Annotated in this window: 22 protein-coding genes, 5 tRNA genes and 1 pseudogene; 17 read left to right on the top strand and 11 right to left on the bottom strand. The window is 71.0% G+C overall.

Annotated features, from left to right (window positions below):
- Window positions 1-83: 83 nt before the first annotated feature.
- The 6 genes from ACIGAQ_RS35355 to ACIGAQ_RS35380 all read right to left on the bottom strand — a co-directional run bounded on the left by ACIGAQ_RS35355 (window position 84) and on the right by ACIGAQ_RS35380 (window position 9458).
- Window positions 84-497 carry a roadblock/LC7 domain-containing protein gene (locus ACIGAQ_RS35355; protein ID WP_004983065.1) on the bottom strand — a complete coding sequence of 138 codons (414 nt, stop codon included), beginning with the start codon at window positions 495-497 and terminating at the stop codon, window positions 84-86.
- A 10-nt stretch (window positions 498-507) separates the two neighbouring features.
- Window positions 508-3813: a nitrate- and nitrite sensing domain-containing protein gene (locus ACIGAQ_RS35360; RefSeq protein WP_399790316.1), complete on the bottom strand. Its 3306-nt coding sequence runs from the start codon at window positions 3811-3813 to the stop codon at window positions 508-510.
- 378 nt (window positions 3814-4191) lie between these two features.
- Window positions 4192-4767 (bottom strand): ATP/GTP-binding protein, encoded by a 576-nt coding sequence (locus ACIGAQ_RS35365; protein ID WP_020271455.1) that lies wholly within the window; start codon window positions 4765-4767, stop codon window positions 4192-4194.
- On the bottom strand, window positions 4748-5143 hold the full coding sequence (locus ACIGAQ_RS35370) for a DUF742 domain-containing protein (RefSeq protein WP_031121441.1): 396 nt from the start codon (window positions 5141-5143) through the stop codon (window positions 4748-4750). Before ACIGAQ_RS35370 ends, ACIGAQ_RS35365 begins: the two co-directional genes overlap by 20 nt.
- Window positions 5144-5255: 112 nt before the next feature.
- The gene (locus tag ACIGAQ_RS35375) at window positions 5256-5669 is read right to left on the bottom strand and encodes a roadblock/LC7 domain-containing protein (protein WP_005479910.1); all 414 of its coding nucleotides are present in this window, start codon (window positions 5667-5669) and stop codon (window positions 5256-5258) included.
- A gap of 9 nt (window positions 5670-5678) precedes the next feature.
- Window positions 5679-9458: a nitrate- and nitrite sensing domain-containing protein gene (locus tag ACIGAQ_RS35380; protein ID WP_399790320.1), complete on the bottom strand. Its 3780-nt coding sequence runs from the start codon at window positions 9456-9458 to the stop codon at window positions 5679-5681.
- 600 nt (window positions 9459-10058) lie between these two features.
- Between ACIGAQ_RS35380 and ACIGAQ_RS35385 the strand changes: the two genes are divergently transcribed.
- The 10 genes from ACIGAQ_RS35385 to ACIGAQ_RS35430 all read left to right on the top strand — a co-directional run bounded on the left by ACIGAQ_RS35385 (window position 10059) and on the right by ACIGAQ_RS35430 (window position 16441).
- Window positions 10059-10250 carry a hypothetical protein gene (locus tag ACIGAQ_RS35385; protein ID WP_311685668.1) on the top strand — a complete coding sequence of 64 codons (192 nt, stop codon included), beginning with the start codon at window positions 10059-10061 and terminating at the stop codon, window positions 10248-10250.
- A 173-nt stretch (window positions 10251-10423) separates the two neighbouring features.
- Window positions 10424-11200, top strand: a complete 777-nt coding sequence (locus ACIGAQ_RS35390; protein WP_362281880.1) for a fumarylacetoacetate hydrolase family protein — start codon at window positions 10424-10426, stop codon at window positions 11198-11200.
- The gene (gene gltX, locus ACIGAQ_RS35395; protein ID WP_399790324.1) at window positions 11193-12716 is read left to right on the top strand and encodes a glutamate--tRNA ligase; all 1524 of its coding nucleotides are present in this window, start codon (window positions 11193-11195) and stop codon (window positions 12714-12716) included. The genes ACIGAQ_RS35390 and gltX overlap by 8 nt, the downstream gene beginning before the upstream one ends.
- Before the next feature lie 170 nt (window positions 12717-12886).
- Window positions 12887-15100: a hypothetical protein gene (locus ACIGAQ_RS35400; RefSeq protein ID WP_399790326.1), complete on the top strand. Its 2214-nt coding sequence runs from the start codon at window positions 12887-12889 to the stop codon at window positions 15098-15100.
- 29 nt (window positions 15101-15129) lie between these two features.
- Window positions 15130-15861 carry an HAD family hydrolase gene (locus ACIGAQ_RS35405; protein ID WP_311685453.1) on the top strand — a complete coding sequence of 244 codons (732 nt, stop codon included), beginning with the start codon at window positions 15130-15132 and terminating at the stop codon, window positions 15859-15861.
- Window positions 15862-15951: 90 nt separating this feature from the next.
- Window positions 15952-16023 (top strand) — tRNA-Gln (locus ACIGAQ_RS35410).
- Window positions 16024-16063: 40 nt separating this feature from the next.
- Window positions 16064-16136, top strand: a tRNA-Glu gene (locus tag ACIGAQ_RS35415).
- A gap of 39 nt (window positions 16137-16175) precedes the next feature.
- Window positions 16176-16248, top strand: a tRNA-Glu gene (locus tag ACIGAQ_RS35420).
- Window positions 16249-16268: 20 nt separating this feature from the next.
- Window positions 16269-16340 (top strand) — tRNA-Gln (locus tag ACIGAQ_RS35425).
- Between the two features lie 28 nt (window positions 16341-16368).
- Window positions 16369-16441: transfer RNA gene (locus tag ACIGAQ_RS35430), tRNA-Glu, on the top strand.
- A 177-nt stretch (window positions 16442-16618) separates the two neighbouring features.
- Here the strand turns inward: ACIGAQ_RS35430 and ndgR are convergent.
- A complete protein-coding gene (gene ndgR / locus ACIGAQ_RS35435; RefSeq protein ID WP_094055732.1) occupies window positions 16619-17332 on the bottom strand; it encodes an IclR family transcriptional regulator NdgR in 714 nt (237 codons plus the stop codon).
- A gap of 194 nt (window positions 17333-17526) precedes the next feature.
- Here ndgR and leuC point away from each other — a divergent pair, with 194 nt between their 5' ends.
- The 4 genes from leuC (at window position 17527) to ACIGAQ_RS35455 (ending at window position 20849) form a co-directional block, all read left to right on the top strand.
- Complete coding sequence (gene leuC / locus ACIGAQ_RS35440) at window positions 17527-18957, top strand: 3-isopropylmalate dehydratase large subunit (RefSeq protein WP_311685452.1); 1431 nt, start codon at window positions 17527-17529, stop codon at window positions 18955-18957.
- Between the two features lie 6 nt (window positions 18958-18963).
- On the top strand, window positions 18964-19557 hold the full coding sequence (leuD, locus tag ACIGAQ_RS35445; protein ID WP_309095157.1) for a 3-isopropylmalate dehydratase small subunit: 594 nt from the start codon (window positions 18964-18966) through the stop codon (window positions 19555-19557).
- 277 nt (window positions 19558-19834) lie between these two features.
- A complete protein-coding gene (locus ACIGAQ_RS35450) occupies window positions 19835-20065 on the top strand; it encodes a hypothetical protein (protein ID WP_311685450.1) in 231 nt (76 codons plus the stop codon).
- A 136-nt stretch (window positions 20066-20201) separates the two neighbouring features.
- Window positions 20202-20849, top strand: a complete 648-nt coding sequence (locus ACIGAQ_RS35455; protein ID WP_311685448.1) for an HU family DNA-binding protein — start codon at window positions 20202-20204, stop codon at window positions 20847-20849.
- 82 nt (window positions 20850-20931) lie between these two features.
- Here ACIGAQ_RS35455 and ACIGAQ_RS35460 read toward each other — a convergent pair whose 3' ends face one another.
- Entirely contained in the window at window positions 20932-21135 is a 204-nt protein-coding gene (locus ACIGAQ_RS35460) for a hypothetical protein (protein ID WP_094055736.1), read from the bottom strand.
- A gap of 9 nt (window positions 21136-21144) precedes the next feature.
- Window positions 21145-21783: a 2-phospho-L-lactate guanylyltransferase gene (gene cofC, locus ACIGAQ_RS35465; protein ID WP_399790334.1), complete on the bottom strand. Its 639-nt coding sequence runs from the start codon at window positions 21781-21783 to the stop codon at window positions 21145-21147.
- Between the two features lie 158 nt (window positions 21784-21941).
- On the opposite strand from cofC, the gene ACIGAQ_RS35470 reads away from it, so the two are divergent.
- The 3 genes from ACIGAQ_RS35470 to ACIGAQ_RS35480 are packed head-to-tail and all read left to right on the top strand — an operon-like array spanning window position 21942 to window position 24987.
- Window positions 21942-22763 carry a lysophospholipid acyltransferase family protein gene (locus ACIGAQ_RS35470; protein ID WP_362281865.1) on the top strand — a complete coding sequence of 274 codons (822 nt, stop codon included), beginning with the start codon at window positions 21942-21944 and terminating at the stop codon, window positions 22761-22763.
- Window positions 22760-23770: an NAD(P)H-dependent glycerol-3-phosphate dehydrogenase gene (locus tag ACIGAQ_RS35475; RefSeq protein ID WP_399790337.1), complete on the top strand. Its 1011-nt coding sequence runs from the start codon at window positions 22760-22762 to the stop codon at window positions 23768-23770. Before ACIGAQ_RS35470 ends, ACIGAQ_RS35475 begins: the two co-directional genes overlap by 4 nt.
- 59 nt (window positions 23771-23829) lie before the next feature.
- Window positions 23830-24987 carry a D-alanine--D-alanine ligase family protein gene (locus ACIGAQ_RS35480; protein ID WP_399790340.1) on the top strand — a complete coding sequence of 386 codons (1158 nt, stop codon included), beginning with the start codon at window positions 23830-23832 and terminating at the stop codon, window positions 24985-24987.
- 28 nt (window positions 24988-25015) lie between these two features.
- Here ACIGAQ_RS35480 and ACIGAQ_RS35485 read toward each other — a convergent pair.
- Together ACIGAQ_RS35485 and ACIGAQ_RS35490 are read right to left on the bottom strand one after the other, a co-directional pair.
- A pseudogene (locus ACIGAQ_RS35485) lies at window positions 25016-25447 on the bottom strand (DUF3515 family protein).
- A gap of 19 nt (window positions 25448-25466) precedes the next feature.
- Entirely contained in the window at window positions 25467-25700 is a 234-nt protein-coding gene (locus ACIGAQ_RS35490; protein ID WP_003997603.1) for an Lrp/AsnC family transcriptional regulator, read from the bottom strand.
- Window positions 25701-25756 lie beyond the last annotated feature (56 nt).

The following is a 25756-nucleotide window of genomic DNA, read 5'->3' on the forward strand; positions in this document are numbered from 1 at the left end:
CCGACTGTGCCTGGCACCCATCGCTGTGGAGCCGCGTCCCGAAACCTTACGGCCACGGGACGCCAAAACGCACCGTCCGTCGATTAGTTGAGCAGGCTCCCCTGGAGCTCCGCACGAAGGTCCGGGGTCAGGACCGTCCCCGCCCGGTCCACCAGCAGGGCCATCTCGTAGCCGATGAGGCCGATGTCCGCCTCGGGGTGGGCGAGAACCGCGAGCGACGATCCGTCGGAGATGGACATGATGAAGAGGAATCCCCGCTCCATCTCCACGACCGTCTGATTGACGCTGCCACCCTCGAAGATCCGGGAGGCGCCTGCCGTCAGAGACGTCAGACCGGAGGCGACGGCCGCGAGCTGGTCGGCACGGTCGCGGGGGAAGCCTTCGGACATCGCCAGAAGGAGTCCGTCGGCGGAGACCACCACCGTGTGGGACACCCCCGGGGTGTTGTCCACGAAGTTGGTGATCAACCAGTTCAGGTTCTGTGCCGCCTGGCTCATCGGGCTCACACTAACGCTCCTGGTTGTAGGTGCTGTCAGGACCGAAGCCCTGGCCGTTCGTTTCACTGCCTGCGCTGCGTCCGCGTTGGACACCCCGGCGCAGGTTGCTCAGCCTGCCCCGGACGTCCTCCGGGGCGCGGGAGACCTGTGGGCCTCCCTGGGGAGTGCTCTCGGCGGACCCCTCGATCAGGTTGGCCTTGGGGACCCGCCTCGGCAGGCCGGAGGAGGTGACCCCGCCCGCCTTGGGCTTCCGGAGCTGCGAGGCCTGCTGCCACCGCTCGTCGTTGGCCGAGCGCCAGTCGCTGTCGCCGTTGCTCTCCTGCGTGGAGGCCGGCGGCTCCTGGCTCGCGTGCCGTGCGCCACCCGTGCCGTTCGCACCGCCGGCGGTGGCTCCGCGGCGGGGAAGCCCGGCGTCGGTCAGCGCGTGGGCGGCGGAGGGGGCCGGTCCCGGACGGTCGAAGCCTACGCGGTCCTGCTCACTCGCGTCAGCGGCCTGCGCAGATTCCGTTTCCTGGGCCTCAGAAGCGTACTGGTTCGGGTAGCCGTTCTGGTAGCCGTCCTGCTGCGGCCAGTCATCCTGGTAGCGCCGCTGCTCGAACGCCGGGAAGCTGTCGGGCACACCCTCGCCCTGCCCCGCGGGCTCCTCCTGGGCCGGCTCCGCATAGGCGGGGTCCGGGTAGCCGCCGTTCGGCGAGAAGGTGTCGTTCTGCGGCAGACCGCCGTTCGGCGCGTAGTACTGCTCGTCGTACGCCGGCCGCTGCGGCTCCTCGTACGCCGTCTGCCGCTGCTCCTCGTACGCCGCCTGCTGCTCCTCGTAGGCCTGTCGGCCGTCGTAGGAGGAGGGCTGCTCCGGGTAGCCGGTCCGGCCGGTGTCGTAGTTCTGGCCGTAGCCCTGCTGCCCGTTGAACTCGTCCTGGTACGCGGGCGCCTCGGCCTGCTCCTGGGCGTTCCGGCCGGGCAGGGCGGGCTGGCCGCCGTGCGACTGGGCCTCCAGGGCCGCGCGGCGCTCCTCGCGCATCAGGGAGCGGCCGACGGGGTCCAGCTCGCGTATGTCGTCGGGGACGTCGGAGTAGCGGCTGTCGTCGAAGCCGAGCTCCGCGGCCGTGCGCATCGGCTGGCCGAAGTTCTCGCCACCGCCGAAGTTCTGCTCCGGGATGATCTGCGAGACGGTGAACTCGTCGCGGTCCACGTGCTGCTCGCCGCCACCGCCGTGGGTGATCGCGTCGGGCAGCATGACCAGCGAGGTGGTGCCGGCCTGCTCGCCCGAGGGGCGCAGCTGGACGCGGATGCCGTGCCGGTCGGACAGCCGGCCGACCACGAACAGGCCCATGCGCTGCGAGATCGCGGCGTCCACGGTCGGCGGGTTCGCCAGCTTGTGGTTGATGTCCGCGAAGTCCTCGGCGGTCAGGCCGATGCCCTTGTCGTGGATCTCGATCATCACGCGGCCGTCGGGGAGACGGGTCGCGGTGACGCGGACCTTGGTCTGCGGGGAGGAGAACGTGGTGGCGTTCTCCAGCAGCTCGGCGAGCAGGTGCACGAGGTCGGTCACGGCCCGGCCGTGGATCTCGGCCTCCGGCACGCCCGACAGCTCGATCCGCTCGTACTGCTCCACCTCGGAGGAGGCGGCGCGCAGCACGTCGATGAGCGGCACCGGCTGGTCCCAGCGGCGGCCGGGCTCCTCGCCCGCGAGGACCAGGAGGTTCTCGCCGTTGCGGCGCATACGGGTCGCGAGGTGGTCCAGCTTGAAGAGGTTCTCCAGCTGGTCCGGGTCGGCCTCGTTGTTCTCCAGGTCGGTGATGAGGGTCAGCTGGCCCTCGATCAGCGATTGGTTGCGGCGCGAGAGGTTGGTGAAGATCGCGTTGATGTTGCCCCGCAGCAGGGCCTGCTCGGCGGCGAGCCGGACGGCCTCGCGGTGGACCTGGTCGAAGGCGCGGGCGACTTCGCCGATCTCGTCCGTGGTGCTGATCGGGATGGCCTGGACGCGGGTGTCGACGCGGCCCGGGTCGGTGCGCGAGAGCTGGTCGACCAGCATCGGCAGGCGCTGCTCGGCGATGCCGAAGGCGGCGTTGCGCAGCTGGCGCATCGAGCGGCTCATCTGGCGGGCGACCGCGCCGGCCAGGATGAACGCCAGGAGCAGGGCGACCACGACGGCGGCACCGGTGATGTAGGCGTCGCGCTGGGCGCTGTCGGCGATGTCGGACGCTTCGCTCACGGCCTTGTCGGCCAGGTCGGTCTCGATCTTCTCGTACGCGTTGAACTTGAGCGTGTTGACCGCCCACCAGTTCTCGGCGGTGATGCCCTTCTCGGCGAGGGCGGCGCGGGCACTCGGGTCGGTGCTCTGCAGCGTCGCGACGGCCGAGATCATCGTGGTCGGGTTGGCCGGCGGGGCGACGTAGTCGGGGTTCTTGGCCTTGGCCTCGCGGGCCATCGCGGCGCCGTCGGCCCTGAGCTTGGCCTCGGCCTCCTTGAGCTTGGCCGCGTCCTGCTCGGTGCCACCGCCGATGTACTCCTGCACGGCGATGCGCTCGAGGTAGGCGTACGAGGACAGGGCGACGCGCTGGCTGGCCAGGTTGCCGTCGTCGGGGCCCGGCTTGATCAGGATGTGCATGCCGATCGAGCGCTGCAGCGACAGGGCCGCCTTGGTGAGCTCGATGGCGTACACGGTCCGGCCGTAGCTGGTGATGTTGCCGGTGCCGAGGCCGAGCTCGTTGGCGAACTCGGTCAGCGGGTGGGCCACCTCGACGTAGCCCTCTTCGGTCTGGACGCCCTTGAGCTTGGAGGTGTAGGCGACCTGGCGCAGCGTCTGCAGCTTGGGCTCGGCCTCGCGGAACAGCTTCAGCCGGCGCTCCAGGCCCGGCTTGGCCGGCATGTTCTGGGCGGCGGCGTCGAAGGCGTCGGCGGCCTCGTCGGTGGCCTTGCGGACCTGGGTGACGGTCGCCTTGTCCTGGGCGGACTGGGCGCTGCCCTTCAGCAGGGGCGCCGCCGAGGCGTCACGCTCGTTGTAGAGGGCGTTGGCGTACAGCAGCGAGGCGCGGACCAGACGCGCGGTGTTCTCGGCGTCCTCGGCCTCCTGCCAGGTGTCGATCGAGCTCTTGACCTGGAAGCCGCCCATGACGAGGCCGACCAGCACGGGTATGAGCAGGATCGCGTTCAGCCTGGTCGCCACGCGCCAGTTGCGCGGGGAGAGACGGCCGCCGCTCCGGTCGGGCGAGGCCGTCGGCTCCGAACCGGGCACGGGGGCGGGCGCCGCTGTGCGCGGCGGCGGGGTGAAGTTGCCCCGGGCCGACGGCTCGGGACTGTTCTTGCTTCGCCTCACTCGACCAACAACCTCTCGGCGGTCGGCACCAACCATGTGCCGCAGTGTCTCAGAGCCCAACCACGTCCTCGACGGACGAGTACGTCATTGACTATTGGGCAGTTCAGGCATTCCAGCACGACGACCTGCGCTCTTCCAAACAGTCGAGGGCAGGGATTCGTGGGGGTGTAAGCCCCAGATAAAACGGTCATAAAGAGCGAGCCCCGCCAAAAGGCGGGGCGATTGTGCGCACAGCGAGACCGGATGTGCGCGACGCGTGGCCGTACCACCCCAGTTCTCTGCCGAAACGTTATGAACACCTTGGCCGACCGTGTCAAAGGACACAGTCGGCTCCGGTGTATCTACGACAACTGCCGTATGAAGCCTCAGAATTGGGTGCTACCTCAGCCGGGCCATCAACGCGTGCTCGACCAGCGTGATCAGGGCACTCTTCGCATCGGCCCGGTGCCGGGCGTCCGTCGTGATGATCGGCGTGTCCGGACCGATCTGCAGCGCCTCACGGACCTCGTCGGGCGTGTACGGCTGCTGGCCGTCGAAGCCGTTGAGGGCGATGACGAACGGCAGGCCGCTGTTCTCGAAGTAGTCCACCGCCGGGAAGCAGTCCGCCAGGCGCCGGGTGTCCACGAGCACCACCGCGCCGATGGCGCCGCGCACCAGGTCGTCCCACATGAACCAGAAGCGGTCCTGACCGGGCGTACCGAACAGGTACAGGATCAGGTCCTGGTCCAGGGTGATACGGCCGAAGTCCATGGCCACCGTGGTGGTGGTCTTGTCCCCGGTGTGGGTCAGGTCGTCGATCCCCGCGCTGGCCGAGGTCATCACGGCCTCGGTGCGCAGCGGGTTGATCTCCGAGACGGCGCCCACGAACGTGGTCTTGCCCACGCCGAAGCCGCCCGCCACCACGATCTTCGCGGAGGTGGTGGAACGACCCGCGTCAGAGCTTGCGAAGTCCACTGAGCACCCTTTCGAGCAGTGTCACGTCCGGCGCACCGGTGGCCTCGTCGCCGCCCGGCTGGTGGATCGCGACGAGACCGGCCTCCGCGAGGTCGGCGACCAGGATGCGCGCCACACCCAGCGGCATGTTGAGCAGGGCGGAGACCTCGGCCACCGACTTGACCTCACGGCACAGGTGGCAGATCCGCTGGTGCTCCGGGAGCAGACCCATGAGCGCGGCGGGGTCCGCGGTCGTACTGATCAGTGCCTCGATGGCGAGCTGATAGCGCGGCCGGGTCCGGCCGCCGGTCATGGCGTACGGCCGTACCAGCGGCTGGTCGCCCTCGTCCTCGTACGGCTCCGCGTACGGATCATGAGAGGCGGTGGGCGGGGTCATGGGTCCTCCGGGCGGGACAGCAAGTCGGTCAGATCAAGCCGTCTGACGAGGCCTGTGTGGGGTGTGTGGCGGCCGGACGGTGATGTGGTGAGACGGGTGGTGCCGGGGCCGATCAGTGGAGCAGACTGCCTTGGAGCTCGGCTCGCAGGTCGGGGGTGAGGACCGCGCCCGCGCGGTCGACCAGGAGCGCCATCTCGTAGCCGACGAGGCCGATGTCGCACTCCGGGTGCGCGAGGACGGCCAGGGACGAGCCGTCCGAGACGGACATGAGGAAGAGGAATCCCCGCTCCATCTCGACGACCGTCTGCGCCACGTCGCCGCCCTCGAAGATGCGCGAGGCGCCTGCCGTCAGGGACGTCAGCCCCGAGGCGACGGCCGCGAGCTGGTCCGCGCGGTCGCGCGGGAAGCCCTCCGACATCGCCAGGAGGAGGCCGTCGGCGGACACGACGACGGTGTGGGACACCCCGGGGGTGTTGTCCACGAAGTTGGTGATCAACCAGTTCAGGTTCTGTGCCGCCTGGCTCATCGGACTCAACTAACGCTCCTGCTGGTGAGTGGGCCGTGGGAAGCTGCCGGTCTGGGTGGAACCGGCCTGACGACCCTGTGCGATACCTCGACGGAGGTTGGTCAGCCGGCCGCGCACGTCATCGGGGGCGCGCGAGACCTGCGGACCGCTCTGGTGCGGTTGCTGCTGAGCCGTGCCCGGGACGAGGTTCGCCCGGGGCACCCGGCGAGGCAGGCCGGAGGTGGTGATCCCGCCCGCGGCGGGCTGGCGGACGCGCTCGGCCTGACGGACGAGGTCGTCGTTGGGCGAGGTGCGCCAGCCGGCGGGGGCGGACCGCTGCGGCCCGGTGGGGCTCTGCGGCTGCTGCGGAGCGGCCGGAGCCGACCCGTTGGCCTGCTGCTGCTCCTGCTGCCCGTGGAACCAGTTGGTCTCGAGCGTGTCGTACAGCGGCGTACGCCCGTCGCCCGGACCGGTCGCCGGCGGCAGCGCCTCGGGCTCCTGCCGGGCGGGCCGCGGCTGCGGGGCCGGCGGACGCGGAGCACCGTAGTCGGAGCCGCCCCGGCCGCCGTTGACCTGCGGACGCTCGAACTGGCCCGTGCCCGCCGGGTCGGCCGGAGTGGCCGGACCGGGGAGCGGCGGACGGCCGGAGCCGTTGTTCTGCCGCTGCGCGGGGTACTGGCCGGTCGCGTCCTGGCCGGGCGCGGGGTACTGCCCGGTCGCGCCGTTGCCGTAGGACTGCGGAGCCTGCGGCGCCGGGTACTGACCCGTCGAGCCGTTGTCGTACGCCTGCGGGGCCTGCTGCGCGGGGAACTGACCGGTAGCGGGGGAGCCGTCGCGGCGGCCCGGCGCGGAGCCGAAGACGTCCGGCCGGACGAACTGGCCCGGGCCCTGGTCGTACTGGTTCTGGTTCGGGTGCTGCGGGCTGCCGAAGTCGGCCGGGCCCTGGCGGTCGTCGCGCGGCACGGCCGGCATCTCCGCCGTCGCACCGGGACCCTGACGGTCGTCGACGCGCGGCAGGGCGGACGTACGGGAGACGTCCGGCTCCTCGTGGCCGCGGGGGGTGTCCATCGAGGCGCGCGGCACCTGCGGCTGGGCGTTCTCGTCGCTCCAGCTCGGCACGCGCGGCTGCGGGTCGCCGCCGGGCAGCTCGGCCCGCGGGCCACCCCCGCGCGGCGGCAGCTGCGGCCGACGGCCCTTGCCCTGCTCGGCGTTGCCGCCCTGCTGCGGCCGGCCCCGGCCGCCGCCGAAGGCGTCCTGCGCACCGCCGGTGCCCGCGGCCTGCAGACCCTGCGGGGCACCCGGTGCCTGGCCGAACCCGGCACCGGCACCGGCGGGAGCCGGACGGCCCTGCGCGGGCGGACCCTGCTCGAACATCGAGGTGCCCGGACCCTGCGGTCCACGCGCTCCGCCCTGACCGGCCGGACGGCCACCGTCGCCGTCGCGTCCGGGCAGCGCGGCCCGCGGGCCCTGGCCGGCGCCGAGCCGGCCGCCGCCCGAGGCGCCGCCGAAGGAACCGCCGGCACCGAGGGCGCCGCCGTTCTGACCGGCACCGGCGGCCCGCCGGGCCGCCGCCGCACCGGCCGCGGCCTGCGCGGCGGCCGGACCGCCGCCGCCGACCGGCGGCTGGCCGCCCTGCTTGGGCTGGGGCTTCTTGCCGCCCTGGGCGACGTCGACGGGCAGCATGACCAGCGCGGTCGTGCCACCGGAGTCGGACGGGCGGAGCTGGATGCGGATGCCGTGCCGCTGGGACAGCCGGCCGACCACGAACAGACCCATGCGGCGGGAGACGGAGACGTCCACCGTCGGGGGAGAGGCGAGCCGCTCGTTGATCGCCGCGAGGTCCTCGGGGGAGAGGCCGATACCGGTGTCGTGGATCTCGATCAGCACCCGGCCGTCGGGCAGGGCGTGACCGGTGACCTTCACCTTGGTCTGCGGCGAGGAGAACGAGGTCGCGTTCTCCAGCAGCTCGGCGAGCAGGTGCACGAGGTCGTTGACCACACGGCCGGCGACCTCGGTCGTCGGCACCGAGGCCAGTTCGATGCGCTCGTACTGCTCCACCTCGGAGGCCGCGGCGCGGAGCACGTCGACCAGCGGGACCGGACGGGTCCAGCGGCGGCCGGGCTCCTCACCGGCGAGGACGAGGAGGTTCTCACCGTTACGGCGCATGCGCGTGGCGAGGTGGTCGAGCTTGAACAGCGAGGACAGCTGGTCCGGGTCGGCCTCGCGGGACTCCAGTTCGGAGATGAGCGACAGCTGGCGCTGGATGAGGCCCTGGGAGCGGCGCGAGAGGTTGGTGAACATCGCGTTGACGTTGCCCCGCAGCAGGGCCTGCTCGGCGGCGAGGCGGACCGCCTCGCGGTGCACGTCGTCGAAGGCCGCGGCCACCCGGCCGATCTCGTCCCGGGAGTGCACACCGACCGACTCCACGGACGTGTCGACGTCCTGCGGGTCGGACTCGGACAGCTGCTTGACCAGCTCGGGCAGACGGTCGGAGGCGACCTTGGTCGCGGTCTCCTCCAGCCGGCGCAGCGAGCGGATCATGGACCGGGCCACGACGAAGGCGCCGACCAGCGAGACACCGAGCACGATCAGGATCAGCGCACCGGAGATGATCGCGTCGCGCTCGGTGGCGCTGCGCAGCTCACGGGCCTTCTGTTCCATCTCCTCGAGCAGGGTGTGCTCGATGTTCTTCATCTGCTGGATCTTGGTGGAGCTGTCGTCCAGCCAGTCGCGGTAGGACCGCTTGTCCTGCTGGGCCAGACCGCTCGCGGAGATCAGGGCGCGGCCCGCGTAGGTGTCGGTGGCCTTGATCGTGGAGTTGCCGCCGTCCTCGATCGGCTTGAGCAGCTCGGCGGCGGCGTCCTCGCCGTAGATGCTCTTGAAGCTGCGGATCTCGGAGTTCTGGCTCTCCAGGGCCGACTGGGCGTAGAGCCGGTCGTTGGGGGAGAGCTTGCCGGTGGTGGTGTTGCTGGCCGGCAGGGCCGCGGCGAGGGCCGCGCGCTGGATCGAGGAGTACTCCTTGGCGGAGGAGAACGCCGCGAGCGCACGCGTGCGCTGGATCATGTCCGGGTTGCTGGTCGCCTCGGCCATGTCCTGGGAGAGGTCGATCAGGTTCTCGATCAGACGGTGGTACGCCTCGATCGTCTGCGTGGAGTTGCCCTCGGACGCGTAGGCGCCCTTGCGGATCTGCGCCAGGTCGCCGAGCTCACCTGCGATCTGGATGAGGTACTCGCGGACGCCCTTGAGGTTGCCGTCCTTGCTCGCGCTGTCGATCTCCTCGGACGAGTCGAGGAAGTTGTTCATCGCGCGGTCGGTCTTCTCGCGCAGTCCCTTGACCGTGAAGTCGGTGGCCTTGCCGCCGTGCGCGAGCGGGCCCGCCGACTGGTCGCGCTCCTCCTGGAGCGCGGCCGACAGCTCGGTGGCCTGCTTGGTCATGTCCGTCAGCAGCTTCATGTTGTCGAGCTGCTGGATGTCGTCCATGGACTGGTTGATACGCAGGGCGCCCAGCGAGGTGGCCGCGACCACCGGGAGCGCGAGCAGCGACACCAGTCGGGTGGAGATGCGCCAGTTGCGCAGGGCTATTCGCGGGCCGGGGCCGGTCGGGCCGGTCGGCGGCTTCAGGGCCGGGGCCGGACTCGCGGGGCCCGAGGGGGCCGACGCACCGGGGCGCCCCGGGCGCTCACCGCCGTCACCGGCCGGGCCCGGGTTCTGGGCGTGCTGGGGCGAGGGGCCGCCATTCATGGGGCCAGTCCCGCCGTGCGGCTCCGGCTCCGCCGAAGCGTTGCCATCCCTCTTGAAACGTCCCTGCACTAGCGTCGCAACCTCTGGACCAGGCACCCCGTCGGATGAACGGCGGGGCACGGTGTCGGCGTTCTGGGGACGCCCTGAGTTCGCCCCCGTGGTGGTCGTGAGTGACCGGCGCTGGTTCCCCCTTCTGGCCGCCACTCGGCGCGTCTGTGCGCCCCCTGTGCGCCGGCTCGATCCCGCGGCGGTCCGTGGCATTCCAGCACAGCACAGGATCTCCAACAAGGCTCGTAGGCCAGGCCGTGACATAGGTGACACCACGTGAGGGGCGGATCACCGGACGTAGAAAGGGAGTTCGCCCAATCCGGGCATATGCCCGCGAGTCGCCGAGTGGTGACAGGTGTCCCAGTCGCCATGATCAGGAGCGGAATGATGGCTTCAGGGGGTCAATGTCCGCTTCGTCGCAGTGAGATGTGGGTCCGTATTGCCCGATTCGACCCTTGATTCGTGAGGAAACTCACACGCCGAACGTGACCCCTCCGCCGATCGGCCGGGAATCCCATGTTTAGCCTGACGCTTTACAGAGATGGCAAAACCGACAACCCGCGCCCCAGCGGGGGTCTCGCACCCTCGCGGCGCCCGTCACAGGACAGGGTCAAGTAAACAGTGAAGACGACGACGATGTTCCACAAGATCGCCAACCCGCGACGCACGACGCTGGCGCACCTCGACGACGCCGACGAACTGCAGACGCCGGAACAGCCGGAGCACCGCGTCGAACTGCCGACCCAGACCGCCAACCCCAAGCGCACCGTCCTCATGGAGATCCCCGTCGCGGCCGCCGCGGCCGCGGAGTGACACCAGGACATACGCGCGCCGGCCGCGGGATGCTCACCGCGGCGGCACACGGACTTCGAGGGGCGTCCCCGGACATGGTGACGCCCCTCAGCCGTGCGCGCGGCGGGGACACCTCCCCGCGTTAGCCTGGAGCGTCAGACTCCAGCCGCTTCAGTCAAGGGGCCAAGCATCCCGTGCGCATCGCCAGATTCTCCATCGACGGGAACGTCGCCTTCGGCGCCATCGAGGGCGAGAAGCAGGACGAGCTCGTCCTGGACATCATCAAGGGCATCCCGTTCGCGGACTACGAGCTGTCCGGCACGAAGGTGCCGGTCGGCAAGGTGAGGCTGCTGCCGCCGGTGCTGCCCAACAAGGTCGTCGCCTTCGGCCGCAACTACGCGGAGCACGCGCGCGAGCTGGGCAACGAGGTGCCCGAGGCCCCCTTCGCCTTCTTCAAGCCGTCCACGTCCGTGATCGGCCCCGGCGACGAGATCCAGTACCCCTCCTTCTCCGAGGAGGTGCACCACGAGGCCGAGCTGGCCGTGGTCATCGGCCGGATGTGCCGCGAGGTCCCGCGCGAGCGCGTCAAGGACGTGATCTTCGGCTACACCTGCGCCAACGACATCACCGCCCGCGACGTCCAGAAGCGCGAGAAGCAGTGGGCCCGGGCCAAGGGCTTCGACAGCTCCTGCCCGCTCGGCCCCTGGGTGGAGACCGACCTCGACCCCTCCGACCTGACCATCCAGCTCACGGTCAACGGGCAGCAGCGCCAGCTCGGCCGCACCAGCGAGATGATCCACTCGGTCGAGGACCTGATCGTCAACATCTCCGAGGCCATGACGCTGCTCCCCGGCGACGTGATCCTCACGGGCACCCCGGCTGGGGTCGGCCCCCTGAACGTCGGCGACGAGGTCGCCGTCACCATCGAAGGCATCGGCACTCTCACCAACAAGGTTGTCAAGCGTGGCTAGCGCACCCGGCACTCCCTCCCCCAAGTCCTCGAACCCGCTCGGACAGGGGGTACCCCCACGCGTCCGTTTCTGCCCCTCGCCCACCGGTAACCCTCACGTGGGCCTGGTGCGCACCGCCCTGTTCAACTGGGCGTTCGCCAAGCACCACGGCGGCACCCTGGTCTTCCGCATCGAGGACACCGACGCGGCCCGCGACTCCGAGGAGTCGTACACCCAGCTGCTCGACGCGATGCGCTGGCTGGGCTTCGACTGGGACGAGGGCCCCGAGGTCGGCGGCCCGCACGCGCCGTACCGCCAGTCGCAGCGCATGGACCTGTACAAGGACGTCGCGGCCAAGCTGCTCGACGCCGGCCACGCCTACCACTGCTACTGCTCCCAGGAGGAGCTGGACACCCGCCGCGAGGCCGCCCGCGCCGCCGGCAGGCCCTCCGGCTACGACGGCCACTGCCGCGAGCTGACCGACGCGCAGGTCGAGGAGTACCGGGCCCAGGGCCGCGAGCCGATCGTCCGCTTCCGGATGCCCGACGAGACGATCACCTTCACCGACCTCGTCCGCGGCGAGCTGACCTTCACCCCGGAGAACGTCCCGGACTACGGCATCGTCCGCGCCAACGGCGCCCCGCTGTACACGCTGGTCAACCCGGTCGACGACGCCCTGATGGAGATCACCCACGTCCTGCGCGGCGAGGACCTGCTCTCCTCCACCCCCCGCCAGATCGCCCTGTACAAGGCGCTGATCGAGCTGGGCATCGCCCAGGACATCCCGCGGTTCGGCCACCTGCCGTACGTGATGGGCGAGGGCAACAAGAAGCTCTCCAAGCGCGACCCGCAGTCCAGCCTGAACCTCTACCGGGAGCGCGGCTTCCTCCCCGAGGGCCTGCTCAACTACCTCTCCCTGCTCGGCTGGTCCCTCTCGGCCGACCAGGACGTCTTCACCGTCGACGAGATGATCGCCGCGTTCGACGTCTCCGACGTCAACCCCAACCCGGCGCGCTTCGACCTCAAGAAGTGCGAGGCGATCAACGGCGACCACATCCGCATGCTGGACGTGAAGGACTTCACCGAGCGCTGCCGGCCGTGGCTGCAGGCGCCGTTCGCCCCCTGGGCCCCGGAGGCCTTCGACGAGGCGCAGTGGCAGGCCATCGCGCCGCACGCGCAGACCCGGCTGAAGGTCCTGTCGGAGATCACCGACAACGTCGACTTCCTGTTCCTGCCGGAGCCGGCCGAGGACGAGGCCTCCTGGAACAAGGCCATGAAGGAGGGCTCGGACGCCCTGCTGCGCACGGCCCGCGAGAAGCTGGAGGCCGCCGACTGGACCTCCGCCGAGTCGCTGAAGGAGGCCGTCCTGGCCGCCGGTGAGGCCCACGGCCTCAAGCTCGGCAAGGCCCAGGCCCCGGTCCGCGTGGCCGTCACCGGCCGCACGGTCGGCCTGCCGCTGTTCGAGTCCCTGGAGGTCCTGGGCAAGGAGAAGACCCTGGCCCGGATCGACGCGGCGCTGGCGAAGCTGGCCGCGTAACGACACGGTTGTCCCGAGGGCGGCGTCCGGTTCGGACGCCGCCCTCGCCGTGTCCGCCCAGTCGTCACCCGGAGTTCACCGTTCCGGCCAACTCCCGTCCCGGACGGGGACGTTGGATTCCCCCTGTGCGCACGGTGCGCGTGTGCGCCCTGGTGCAGGGGGAGAGGAACATGAGCCGTTCACGAAGACTCGTCCACGCGGCCGTCGGCGGGGTGCTGGCCCTGTCCTGCACCGCGCTGACCGCACCCGCCCGGGCCGCCGCGGCGGCGGCCGAACCGGTCGGCACGGTCCGGCTCGTCACGGAGAAGCGCGTGACCGTCGACTACCCGTGGGCCGGGGCGTCCGGCTTCCAGTACCGGCCGGGCACCACCTCCGTCACCACGGTGGACTTCCCCGAGGCGGTCCCGCCCGCCCACGCCGGCCCCGACGACCTGGCGAGCGGCACCGACGTCATGGCCACGCGCGACGGCCGGAAGGTCGTGCAGCGGCACCGCTCCACCGGGGTCAGCGCCACCGTCACCCTCCCGTCCGGCCAGGCCTTCCGGGCCGCCGTCGGCTGGAGCGTGCTGACCCTGGACTCCACCGGGGCCCTGCACGTCCTGCGCGCCCCCGACGGCGCGGTCACCGCCGACACCCCCGTCACCGGTTTCCCCGAGGGCGCGCGGCCCGTCGTCTACCGCACGGGCGGCTCGGTCACCCGCCTCGCCGTCGTCTACGTGCTGGACGGCAGGACGTCCGTGGGCCTGGTCGACCTCGCCGACGGCACCTTCCGCACGTACGTCACCGGCGACGAGCCCGTCCCGGAGGTCGCCTTCAACGACCGCTGGCTCGTCGCCGACTGGCAGGCGGTCCGGGTGGTCTCCGAGCCCGGCACCCAGCCCACCGCCCTCACCCGGACCGGCGAGCGGCTCGAAGCGGTCGTGGGCGACCGGCTCCTGCTCGGCAACCCGGACTTCGTCCTCGGCGGCACGGAGGCGGCCCTGACCGCCCGCTCCCTCGTCACCGGAGCCACGGACACCGTGCTGCCCTCGTCGTTCGGCGGGATCGGCCCGACGCCGGACGGCGGCGCCCTCGCCACCGCCGGTCCCTCCAGCCTCGACTGGAACATCCACCGCATCCGCCTCGACGACAACGGCGGCCTCCTCACCACCGAGGTGGCCCGCGTCCCGGCCGCCGCGACCGCCGTCCAGGGACTGGCCGCCGCCGGCGGCGAGTTGCTCCTGCACGGCGCCACCCCGGGCGGCTCGCTCCGCCACAGCGGCTTCCAGCTGGACGCCACCGGCCGGCCCACCGGCCCCCAGACCCCCCGCAGCCCGGGGCTGGCCGCCCCCACCTGCCTCGGCGGGGACGCCGCCTGCCCCCAGCTGGAGGCCCTGGGCGACGGCCGCGTCGGCCACCTGCACACCGACGCGAACGGGGAGGAGTCCGTGGTGACCGTCGGCCTCGACACCACCACCCTCCTCAGCGCGCCCACCGGCGGCGACTCAGGCGGCCGCATCGCCGGCAGCACCGGCCGCTACGTGCTCTACAACGGCGCCTCCGGCAAGCAGCGGGTCGTCGACTTCCCGCGCGGCGCCACGAGCGGCACGACCGTCCTCACCCGCGACCGCACCGCCGCCGCGGTCTGGGGACAGACCCTGTGGACCCCGGGCAGCACCCAGGGCACGGCCACCGGCCGCAACCTCAAGACCGGCACGACCACCACCGTCACCACCGGCGCGCCCTGCACCCCCACGGACCTGCAAGCCGTCAACACCTGGCTCTACTGGACCTGCGGCGGCACCGCCGGGGTCCTCGACCGTGCCACGAACCGCAGGATCACGGTCCCGGCCGACCTGGGCCCGGCCCGCCTCGCCGACGGCTTCCTGCTCCGCGAGAACCGCACCACCCACGAGCTGCTGCTCACCGACTTCCACAGCGGGACGGCCACCACCCGCACCCTGGTCGAGCTGCCCGCCGCGGACCAGAACACCGGCGGCAGCAACGGCCGCTGGGCCGTCGACCGCTTCGGCGGCCACGTCGCCTACCTCAACGGCACGTACGGCGAGGTGTCGATCGTCGGCGGCGGCGTCCCCACCTCGCCCCTCGCGCAGATGGAGGCCCAGGTGTACTCGCCGTCCGTGATCGGCAGGTCGTTCCCCTGGTCGCCGGTGTGGCAGCTGAACAAGCCGTCCACCTGGACCCTGACCCTCACCAACGCCTTCGGTACGGTCGTGCGCACCCTGACCGGCTCCTCCACCGCAGCCGCCGTGCGCCCCGTCTGGGACGGCACCACCGACACCGGCGGCCCCACCAGCGGCACCCACACCTGGAAGCTCACCGCCCACCCCCGCGACGGCCAGGGCCCGGGCCTCACCCTCTCCGGCACCATGACCCTGGGCTGAGAGCGGGCCGCCGTGGGTACGGTCGGACCATGAGCATCCACGCCGTGGTCTGGGACGTCGACGACACCCTGTTCGACTACACCACCGCCGACCGCCTCGGCATGCGCGCCCACCTGACGGCCGAGGGCCTGCTCGACGACCGCGAGACCGTCGAGCAGGCCCTCGCCCGCTGGCGGGAGGTCACCGACCGGCACTGGTCCCGCTTCGCGGCCGGAGAGGTCACCTGGCAGGACCAGTGCCGCGACCGCGTACGGACGTTCCTGGACCGCGACCTCACCGACGCCGAGGCCGACGCCTGGTACCGCCGGTACATCACCCACTACGAGGCGTCCTGGTCCCTCTTCCCGGACGTCCTGCCCGTCCTCGACGCCCTCGCCGCCAGCCACCGGCACGCCGTGCTCTCCAACTCCAGCCTCCTGGTCCAGGACCGCAAGCTGCGCACCCTCGGTGTCCACGACCGCTTCGAGGCGATCCTGTGCGCGGCGGAACTGGGCATCTCCAAACCGGAGGCCGGCGCGTTCCTCGCAGCCTGCGAGGCCCTCGGCCTGCCACCCCACCAGGTCGCCTACGTCGGAGACCACCCGGAGATCGACGGACGCGGTGCCGCCGACGCCGGGCTGCTGTCGGTGTGGATCGACCGCGGCGGCCTGTACGCCACGATCGAACCGCCCGTCGGCCCCCACCGCATCGCCTCCCTCGCCGAACTGCCGTCTCTGCTGGGCGCCGATACTCGTTTTGGAGCCCCGTCCACCTTCGGGTAATGTTCTTCCTGCGCCGCGGGGAGCGGGCCGGAAGGCAGGAACCCCAGGCGCACTACTAGAACAAGAACCCCTCAGGGGCTTGCGTTCCAGTGGCCTATGGTGTAATTGGCAGCACGACTGATTCTGGTTCAGTTAGTCTTGGTTCGAGTCCAGGTAGGCCAGCTCGCAGAGCTCATCTGCGCCAGCGGATCCCGATCCGCAAGCCCCCGTTGTGTAGCGGCCTAGCACGCTGCCCTCTCAAGGCAGTAGCGCCGGTTCGAATCCGGTCGGGGGTACTGGTTCCGGAAGATCGACGATCATCCGGAGCTGCTAGGGCCCCCGTTGTGTAGCGGCCTAGCACGCCGCCCTCTCAAGGCGGTAGCGCCGGTTCGAATCCGGTCGGGGGTACTGACTGGTCTAAACCACATTGGTCTATGGTGTAATTGGCAGCACGACTGATTCTGGTTCAGTTAGTCTTGGTTCGAGTCCAGGTAGACCAGCTCGGACCTGCGGAAACGCAGGATCCACGCCCCCGTTGTGTAGCGGCCTAGCACGCCGCCCTCTCAAGGCGGTAGCGCCGGTTCGAATCCGGTCGGGGGTACATGGTGAAAGGCCCTCCACTTCGGTGGAGGGCCTTTTCGTGTGCGCCCCTCAGAGGGGCGGGGGAACTGCGCGCTCAGCCACGGACGGGCCGCGGCCGACGACGAACCCGCCACTGTCACGGCGCCGACTCGGGGAAGACCTGCCGCGGCGTCGAGGCCGGCCTCCCCCGCATCGCTCAGCCGCGCCGCAGCGCCTCGGAGAGCCGCCCCGCCGCGTCGATCACGGCCTGCGCGTGCATCCGCCCCGGGTGCCGCGTCAGCCGCTCGATGGGCCCGGAGACGGACACCGCCGCCACCACCCGGTTCGACGGCCCCCGCACCGGCGCGGACACCGACGCGACGCCAGGCTCCCGTTCGCCGATCGACTGGGCCCAGCCGCGCCGCCGTACGCCCGACAGGGCCGTCGCCGTGAAGCGCGCCCCCTGCAGCCCCCGGTGCAGCCGCTCCGGCTCCTCCCAGGCCAGCAGGATCTGCGCCGAGGAGCCGGCCTTCATCGTGAGCGTCGAACCGACCGGGACCGTGTCCCGCAGTCCGGACAGCCGCTCCGCCGCGGCGACGCAGATGCGCATGTCGCCCTGGCGGCGGTAGAGCTGCGCGCTCTCGCCCGTGACGTCCCGCAGATGTGTGAGCACCGGCCCCGCGGTGGCGAGGAGACGGTCCTCACCCGCGGCCGCGGCCAGCTCGGCCAGGCGAGGGCCGAGAATGAAACGGCCCTGCATGTCCCGCGCCACCATGCGGTGGTGCTCCAGGGCCACGGCCAGGCGGTGAGCCGTGGGTCGTGCCAGTCCGGTGGCACCGACCAGGCCCGCGAGGGTGGCCGGACCGGACTCCAGAGCGCTCAGGACGAGGGCCGCCTTGTCCAGAACGCCGACGCCGCTACTGTTGTCCATGCAACGATACTCGCGTCTCACTCTGTGAAACGCAAGTTCAAATTTCTCCGGAACCCGCCACCCTGGAATCACGAAGTCACAACGGCCCGTGACGTAAGGGCCTGGTGGTGTGTGCCCGGAATCAGGGGAACGGGCACCGCCTCTCAAGATCTCTAGTTGGGTCGGCGGATCGCCGTCGGCCGGAGGGAACAGCGATGGGTAGGACACTCGCGGAGAAAGTCTGGGACGACCATGTCGTCCGCCGCGCGGAGGGCGAGCCCGACCTTCTCTTCATCGATCTGCACCTGCTGCACGAGGTGACCAGCCCGCAGGCCTTCGACGGTCTCCGCAAGAGCGGCCGCCCCGTGCGGCGCCTCGACCTCACCATCGCCACCGAGGACCACAACACCCCCACCCTCGACATCGACAAGCCCATCGCCGACCCGGTCTCCCGGGTCCAGCTGGAGACGCTGCGCAAGAACGCCGCCGAGTTCGGGGTGCGTCTGCACCCGCTGGGCGACGTCGAGCAGGGCGTCGTGCACGTCGTCGGCCCGCAGCTGGGCCTGACCCAGCCCGGCACCACCGTCGTCTGCGGCGACTCCCACACCTCCACGCACGGTGCCTTCGGCGCGCTGGCCTTCGGTATCGGCACCTCCCAGGTGGAGCACGTGCTGGCCACCCAGACGCTGCCGATGGCCCGCCCGAAGACCATGGCCATCACGGTCGACGGCGAGCTGCCCGAGGGCGTCACCGCCAAGGACCTGATCCTCGCGATCATCGCGAAGATCGGCACCGGCGGCGGCCAGGGCTACGTCCTGGAGTACCGCGGCGAGGCCATCGAGAAGCTCTCGATGGAGGCCCGGATGACCATCTGCAACATGTCGATCGAGGCCGGCGCCCGCGCGGGCATGATCGCCCCGGACGAGACGACGTTCGCGTACCTCAAGGGCCGTCCGCACGCCCCCGAGGGCGAGGACTGGGACGCCGCCGTGGCGTACTGGAAGACGCTGAAGACGGACGAGGACGCCGAGTTCGACGCCGAGGTCGTCATCGACGCCGCCGCGCTGTCGCCGTTCGTCACCTGGGGCACCAACCCCGGGCAGGGCGCACCGCTTTCGGCGTCCGTCCCCGATCCCGCTTCGTACGAAGACGCATCGGAGCGCCACGCCGCGGAAAAGGCCCTGGAGTACATGGGGTTGGAGGCCGGGCAGCCGCTGCGTTCCATCGAGGTGGACACCGTCTTCGTAGGCTCCTGCACCAACGGCCGCATCGAGGACCTGCGCGCCGCCGCCGAGCTGCTCAAGGGCCGCAAAGTCGCCGACGGCGTACGGATGCTGGTCGTCCCGGGCTCGGCGCGGGTCGGTCTGCAGGCCGTCTCCGAGGGGCTGGACGTCGTCTTCAAGGAGGCCGGCGCCGAGTGGCGGCACGCGGGCTGCTCGATGTGTCTGGGCATGAACCCCGACCAGCTGGCCCCGGGTGAGCGCTCCGCGTCCACCTCCAACCGCAACTTCGAGGGCCGGCAGGGCAAGGGCGGCCGTACGCACCTGGTGTCGCCGCAGGTCGCCGCGGCCACCGCCGTCCTGGGCCACCTGGCCTCCCCGGCCGACCTGGCCGACGCCGACGTCCCCACGCCCGCTGGAGTCTGATCAGTCATGGAAGCATTCACCACCCACACCGGCCGGGCCGTCCCGCTGCGCCGCAGCAACGTCGACACCGACCAGATCATCCCCGCCCACTGGCTCAAGAAGGTCACGCGCGACGGGTTCGAGGACGGGCTGTTCGAGGCCTGGCGCAAGGACGCGTCCTTCGTGCTCAACCAGCCCGAGCGGCAGGGCGCGACCGTGCTGGTCGCGGGCCCCGACTTCGGCACCGGCTCCTCCCGTGAGCACGCCGTCTGGGCGCTGCAGAACTACGGCTTCAAAGCCGTGATCTCCTCCCGCTTCGCCGACATCTTCCGGGGCAACTCGCTCAAGAACGGCCTGCTCACGGTCGTGCTGGAACAGAAGATCGTGGACGCGCTGTGGGAGCTCACCGAGAAGGACCCGCAGGCCGAGATCACCGTCGACCTGGTCGCCCGCGAGGTGCGCGCCGAGGGCATCACCGCCTCCTTCGAGCTGGACGAGAACTCCCGCTGGCGGCTGCTGAACGGCCTCGACGACATCTCGATCACCCTGCAGAACGAGGCGGACATCGCCGCGTACGAGGCCAAGCGCCCGTCGTTCAAGCCGCGGACGCTCCCGGTCTGATCCGGAACACGATCCGCCGCCCCTGAACAAGGCGACTTTCGGCCACCGCAACACCCCCGCCGTACCCCCGATCAGCCCGATCGGGGGTACAGCCGTTTCTGCACCCGAACGGCCCTGTCCGCCCCCCGGTCGGCAGCCAACTGGCCACGTTATGACGGTGGTTGCCTGGGTAGGCGAGTGGTACGGCCGTGACTTCCGAGTGTGCCCGGAAGGCCGTTTGAGGCGGCAGTTGTCCCCTGCGCAGGCGACAACTCGCCCCAGATGGCACAATCTGTGCATGGAACACGACGGCCAACTCGAGCTCTATACGGCAGTCGCGGACCAACTCAAGGAAGCGCACGCAAGGGTGCGCGCACTGCAAGTCCCGGAGGGCGTACGGATGGCGCTGACCCGGAAGCTGCTGGTCATTACGGCCGCGGCCAAGCACGATCTCGCCGACGCGGCAAGGCGGCTGGAGCGGTTCACCGCGGACCTCGACGAGGGGCGTATCCCCGGCGAGGAACGCTGAACCCGCCGATACCGCCGGGCTCGTTGCGGCACAAGGGTGATAAGCCCGTTTCGTGTTTGATTTGCGGTATATATCTGCCTAACGTGCGAAAAAGCTTGAACACTTTCGTTCTGGCGATGTCTCCGAAGGGGAAGACGTGAACAAGGCGCAGCTCGTAGAAGCGATTGCCGACAAGATGGGCGGCCGCCAGCAGGCCGCCGATGCTGTCGACCATGTACTGGACGCCATCGTCCGCGCGGTGGTCGCGGGTGACCGGGTCTCGGTCACCGGCTTCGGTTCCTTCGAGAAGGTCGACCGTCCGGCCCGCTACGCCCGTAACCCTCAGACGGGCGAGCGGGTTCGGGTCAAGAAGACCTCCGTTCCGCGTTTCCGTGCGGGTCAGGGCTTCAAGGACCTGGTCAGCGGCTCGAAGAAGCTCCCGAAGGGTGACATCGCCGTCAAGAAGGCCCCCAAGGGCAGCCTGTCCGGCCCGCCCCCCACCATCGCCAAGTCGGCGGGCAAGAAGGCCGCGGCGAAGAAGACGGCGGGCGCGGCGAAGACCACCACGGCCCGCAAGACGGCCACGAAGAAGGCCACCACCACGAAGACGGCGGCCGCGAAGAAGACCACGGCGAAGAAGGCGCCCGCCAAGAAGACCACGGCGGCGTCCAAGACCACCGCGGCCAAGAAGACCACCGCCAAGAAGTCGTCCCCGGCGAAGAAGGCGACCGCCAAGAAGGCGCCCGCCAAGAAGTCGACGGCGCGCAAGACCACCGCCAAGAAGACCACCGCCCGCAAGAAGTAGGGCCGCCTGGGTACTCACGCGACGGGCCGGACTCCATGACGGAGTCCGGCCCGCGGCGTGTTCCGGAAGTGATCCGGCGTGCTCAGAGGGTCTGCAGGGTCACCAGGGTGATGCGCGGGGCGTCCTTCGGGCCCTCCACCTCGATGCGCACCCGCTGCCCGGGGCGCAGCAGCAGCAGACCGCCCGCGTCGAACGCCGCCGCGTCGAAGGGCACCGGAGTGCCGTCGTCCAGCAGGACCTGCCCGCTGCGGCTGTCGGGGTCGTAGGTGTACGCGGTCGCCTGCATGCCCGCAGCCTACTGCCCGGGGATCAGCAACCGCGCGGCGGCCGCGGCCGTATGAGGGCCCACTCCGAGGGCGAGCGCGCTGCGCAGGTCGTCGCCGGTGTCCACGTCCTGGCGTACGGAATCCACGGCGGTCAGGGACAGTTCCACGGCCCCGGACGCGCGGTGCCGGGCGCGGGAATCGGCGCCGAAGGCCGGGTGCAATGCGCGGCCCGGGGTGGCGGCCAGGAGAGTCGTGCCGATTGCGGCCGCGTCGGGAAGAAATGCGCGCGGGAATTCCGCGGCGGCGTCGAGTACCCGGGACAATTCCCGCGGGCGCAGCGCCGGCAGATCGGCGTTGAGCGCGGCCACCGGGCCCCCGGGACGGGCGGAGCGCACGGCGGCCGCCGCGTGTGCGAGTGCGGCGTTGAGGCCGCCGCCGGGCTCGTCGGCGACGATCGCGGCGCCGAGCGCGGCCAGCGCGCGGCCCGCCCGGGTGTCGTCCGTGACGACTGCCACATCCCGCACCGCCGGGCAGGCCAGCACGGCCGCCACCGTGTCCTGGGCGAAGGCGAGCGCCAGGTCCGGCCGCAGCCCGTCGTCGGCGGTGTCCGCCAGCCTGCTCTTGGCCTGGGCCAGCGGCTTCAGGGGTACGACCAACGTCCACTGCACGGGTGTTCCGGCCTCCTCTTGTCGCGGTCATTGTCACCCGGGGCCTGAGGCGACCGGCGTGTCGGGGCGTACGGTGTTCTCGACAGACCGGCGGCCTGGGGCGACACTTGTGCGGCCCCCCGTGGCCGCCGCTTCAGGCCCTAGAGGAAGGTGTCCGCGTGCCCCGCCGCAGAATCGGCTTCTGGTACCGCTTCGCCGCGGTGATCTGCAAACCGCCGCTGGTGGTACTGCTCAGGCGGGACTGGCGCGGAATGGAGCACATTCCGGCTGAGGGCGGATTTATCACCGCGGTGAACCACAATTCGCACATCGACCCCTTCGCTTACGCGCACTTTCAGTACAACACCGGGCGCGTCCCGCGATTCCTCGCGAAGAGCGGGCTTTTCAAGAAGGGATTCGTCGGCGCCGCGATGCGCGGCACCGGGCAGATCCCCGTCTATCGCGAGAGCACGGACGCGCTCAGCGCCTTCCGGGCCGCGATCGACGCCGTGAACCGCGGGGAATGCGTCGCCTTCTATCCCGAGGGCACCCTCACCCGGGACCCGGACGGCTGGCCCATGACGGCCAAGACCGGTGCCGCCCGCGTCGCCCTGCAGACCAAGTGCCCGGTGATCCCCGTGGCCCAGTGGGGCTGCAACGAGCTGCTGCCGCCGTACGCGAAGAAGCCGCATCTGCTGCCGCGCAAGACGCATCGCGTCCTCGCCGGGCCGCCGGTCGACCTCTCGCGGTTCTACGACCGGGAGATGACCGCGGACCTGCTCAAGGAGGCCACGGAAGTGATCATGGCCGCCATCACCGCGCAGCTGGAGGAGATCCGCGGCGAGAAGGCGCCCGAGACGCCCTACGACCCGCGCCGGGAGCGGATCGAGCAGCGTCGGCGCACGCAGGCGCAGACCGAGCGGGGCGGGCAGGAGCCGGGGCGGCCGGTACGGTCGGCACAGTTGCCGAAGTCGGTGCAGGAAGAGGGGCTGGGCACGTGAGCAAGCCGGTCAAGGCGGCGGTTCTGAGCGCCGGTTCGTGGGGCACGGCCTTCGGCATGGTGCTCGCGGACGCGGGATGCGAGGTCACCCTCTGGGGGCGCCGCCCGGAGCTCGTGGAGGCGATCAACTCCACGCGGACCAATCCCGACTACTTCCCGGGCGTCGAGCTCCCGGAGCGCGTGCGGGCCACCACCGACCCCGCCGAGGCCGCCGCGGACGCCGACTTCACCGTCCTGTCGGTCCCCTCGCAGACCCTGCGCGGCAACCTCGCCGAGTGGTCCCCGCTGCTCGCCCCGGACACCGTCCTCGTGTCGCTGATGAAGGGCGTCGAACTCGGCTCCGCGATGCGCATGAGCGAGGTCATCGACGACGTCGCCAAGGTCGGCCAGGACCGGATCGCCGTGGTCACCGGACCGAACCTGGCCCGGGAGATCGCCGCGCGCATGCCGGCCGCGGCCGTCGTGGCCTGCACCGACGAGACCGTCGCACGGCGGCTGCAGGCCGCCTGCCACACGCCCTACTTCCGCCCGTACACCAATACGGACGTGGTGGGTTGCGAACTGGGCGGAGCCGTGAAGAACGTCATCGGTCTCGCCGTCGGCATCGCCGACGGCATGGGGCTCGGCGACAACGCCAAGGGCTCGCTCATCACCCGCGGCCTCGCCGAGACCACCCGGCTGGGCATGGCGCTCGGCGCCGACCCGCTGACCTTCTCCGGACTCGCCGGCCTGGGCGACCTGGTGGCCACCTGCTCCTCGCCGCTGTCGCGCAACCACACCTTCGGCACCAACCTCGGCAAGGGCATGACCCTCCAGGAGACCATCGCGGTCACCAAGCAGACCGCCGAGGGCGTCAAGTCCTGCGAGTCGGTGCTGGATCTCGCCCGCAGGCACGGCGTCGACATGCCGATCACCGAGACGGTCGTCGGGATCGTGCACGAGGGCAAGCCCCCGGTGGTCGCTCTCAAGGAGCTCATGTCGCGCAGCGCGAAGCCCGAACGACGCTGAGCGACGCGAGACGGCGGGCGCTGTCTCCGGGCCCTACCACCGGGTACTCTCAACGCGATATGAGCACCGAGAACCTCCCCCAGAGCCCCGAGCAGCCGCCTCGCAAGCCGCGTGTGGCCGTCGTGTTCGGCGGGCGCAGCTCCGAACACGGGATCTCCGTGGTCACCGCCGGCGCCGTCCTCAAGGCCATCGACCGGACGAAGTACGACGTCCTGCCGATCGGCATCACCCAGGACGGCCGTTGGGCGCTCACGGCGGACGAACCGGAGCGGATGGCGATCGTCGACCGGCGCCCCCCGAGCGTCGACGCGCTCGCCGAGTCGGCCGAGGGCGGAGTGGTCCTCCCGGTCGACCCCGCCAACCGCGAAGTCGTCTACAGCGAGCCGGGATCGGTGCCCAAGGCGCTCGGCGAGGTCGACGTGGTCTTCCCGGTGCTGCACGGCCCGTACGGCGAGGACGGCACGCTCCAGGGCCTGCTGGAGCTCTCCGGCGTCCCGTACGTGGGTTCGGGTGTGCTCGCCTCGGCCGTCGGCCAGGACAAGGAGTACATGAAGCGGGTGTTCACCTCCTTCGGGCTGAAGGTGGGCCCGTACGTGGTGATCCGGCCGCGCGAGTGGGAGCGCGACGAGGCCGCGGCCCGCAAGAAGATCGTCGACTTCGCCGGTGAGCACGGCTGGCCGCTGTTCGTGAAGCCCTCCCGCGCTGGTTCGTCGATCGGCATCACCAAGGTCGACGACCTCTCCGGCCTGGACGAGGCGATCGCCGAGGCGCAGCGCCACGACCCCAAGATCCTGGTGGAGGCGGCCCTGCGCGGCCGCGAGATCGAGTGCGGCGTCCTGGAGTTCGAGGACGGCCCCCGCGCCTCCGTGCCCGCGGAGATCCCGCCGCCGCAGGCCCAGGCGTACTACGACTTCGAGGCCAAGTACATCGACTCCACGCCGGGGATCGTGCCGGCGCCGCTGACGCCCGGGGAGACGGCCGAGGTGCAGCGCCTCGCGGTCGACGCCTTCGAGGCGGCCTCCTGCGAGGGCCTGGTCCGCGCGGACTTCTTCCTCACCGACGACGGCGACTTCGTGATCAACGAGATCAACACGATGCCCGGCTTCACGCCCATCTCGATGTACCCGCAGATGTGGCAGGCGAGCGGGGTGAGCTACCCGGAGCTGATCGACCGGCTGGTGGAGGCGGCGCTGCGGCGCCGGACGGGCCTGCGCTGACGGCGCTTCGCCGGCGGCCGGCCGACGATCAGGAGGCGATCCCCTCGGGGATCGCCTTTTTCACGGCCGCGGCCGGACCGACCGGGACACCGGAGCGGTCCACACCCGCCGGCACCTGCACCTGCGCGGAACGGCGTCCGCGTCCCGCCCCGCGGCCACCTCGGGATCGACCGACTTCGGCGGTCGCGGCGCACCGCAGCGAAGTATGATCGCCGGGCCGCCCCGGGCCGCCGTCAGCGCCGACGCGTGCTCGGGGTCCTCGCGACGCTCACCGGCCACCTCCGCGGGCAGTACCTTGTCCGGGTTCCGGCACGATTTCGTGACCCGCGTCCGGACCGGGAACCGCCGCCGACGCGCTGTCGTCTGCCGAGGAGCAGCCCGCGGTAGTGATCAACAGTGCGAGAGCGGGCAGGCGGAACACGCGGAAGACACGACGGTGCCGGTGACGGAAAGAGTTCACCGGCACGGGCAGACGGGGGCTACAGATGGACCACCGGGCAGGTCAGGGTGCGGGTGATGCCGTCCACCTGCTGGACCTTGGCCACCACCATGCGACCGAGGTCGTCGACGGTGTCGGCCTGGGCCCGCACGATCACGTCGTACGGTCCTGTGACGTCCTCGGCCTGGATGACCCCAGGAATCTTGCTGATCGTCTCGGCGACGGTCGACGCCTTGCCGACCTCCGTCTGGATCAGGATGTACGCCTGTACCACGGAACCTCCACGGCGGCCACGAGGATCATGTGGGGAAAAGGAACGCCACGGTATCG

It is taken from the genome of Streptomyces sp. NPDC085932 (genome assembly GCF_044540525.1).
Classification (GTDB): Bacteria; Actinomycetota; Actinomycetes; order Streptomycetales; family Streptomycetaceae; genus Streptomyces; species Streptomyces levis.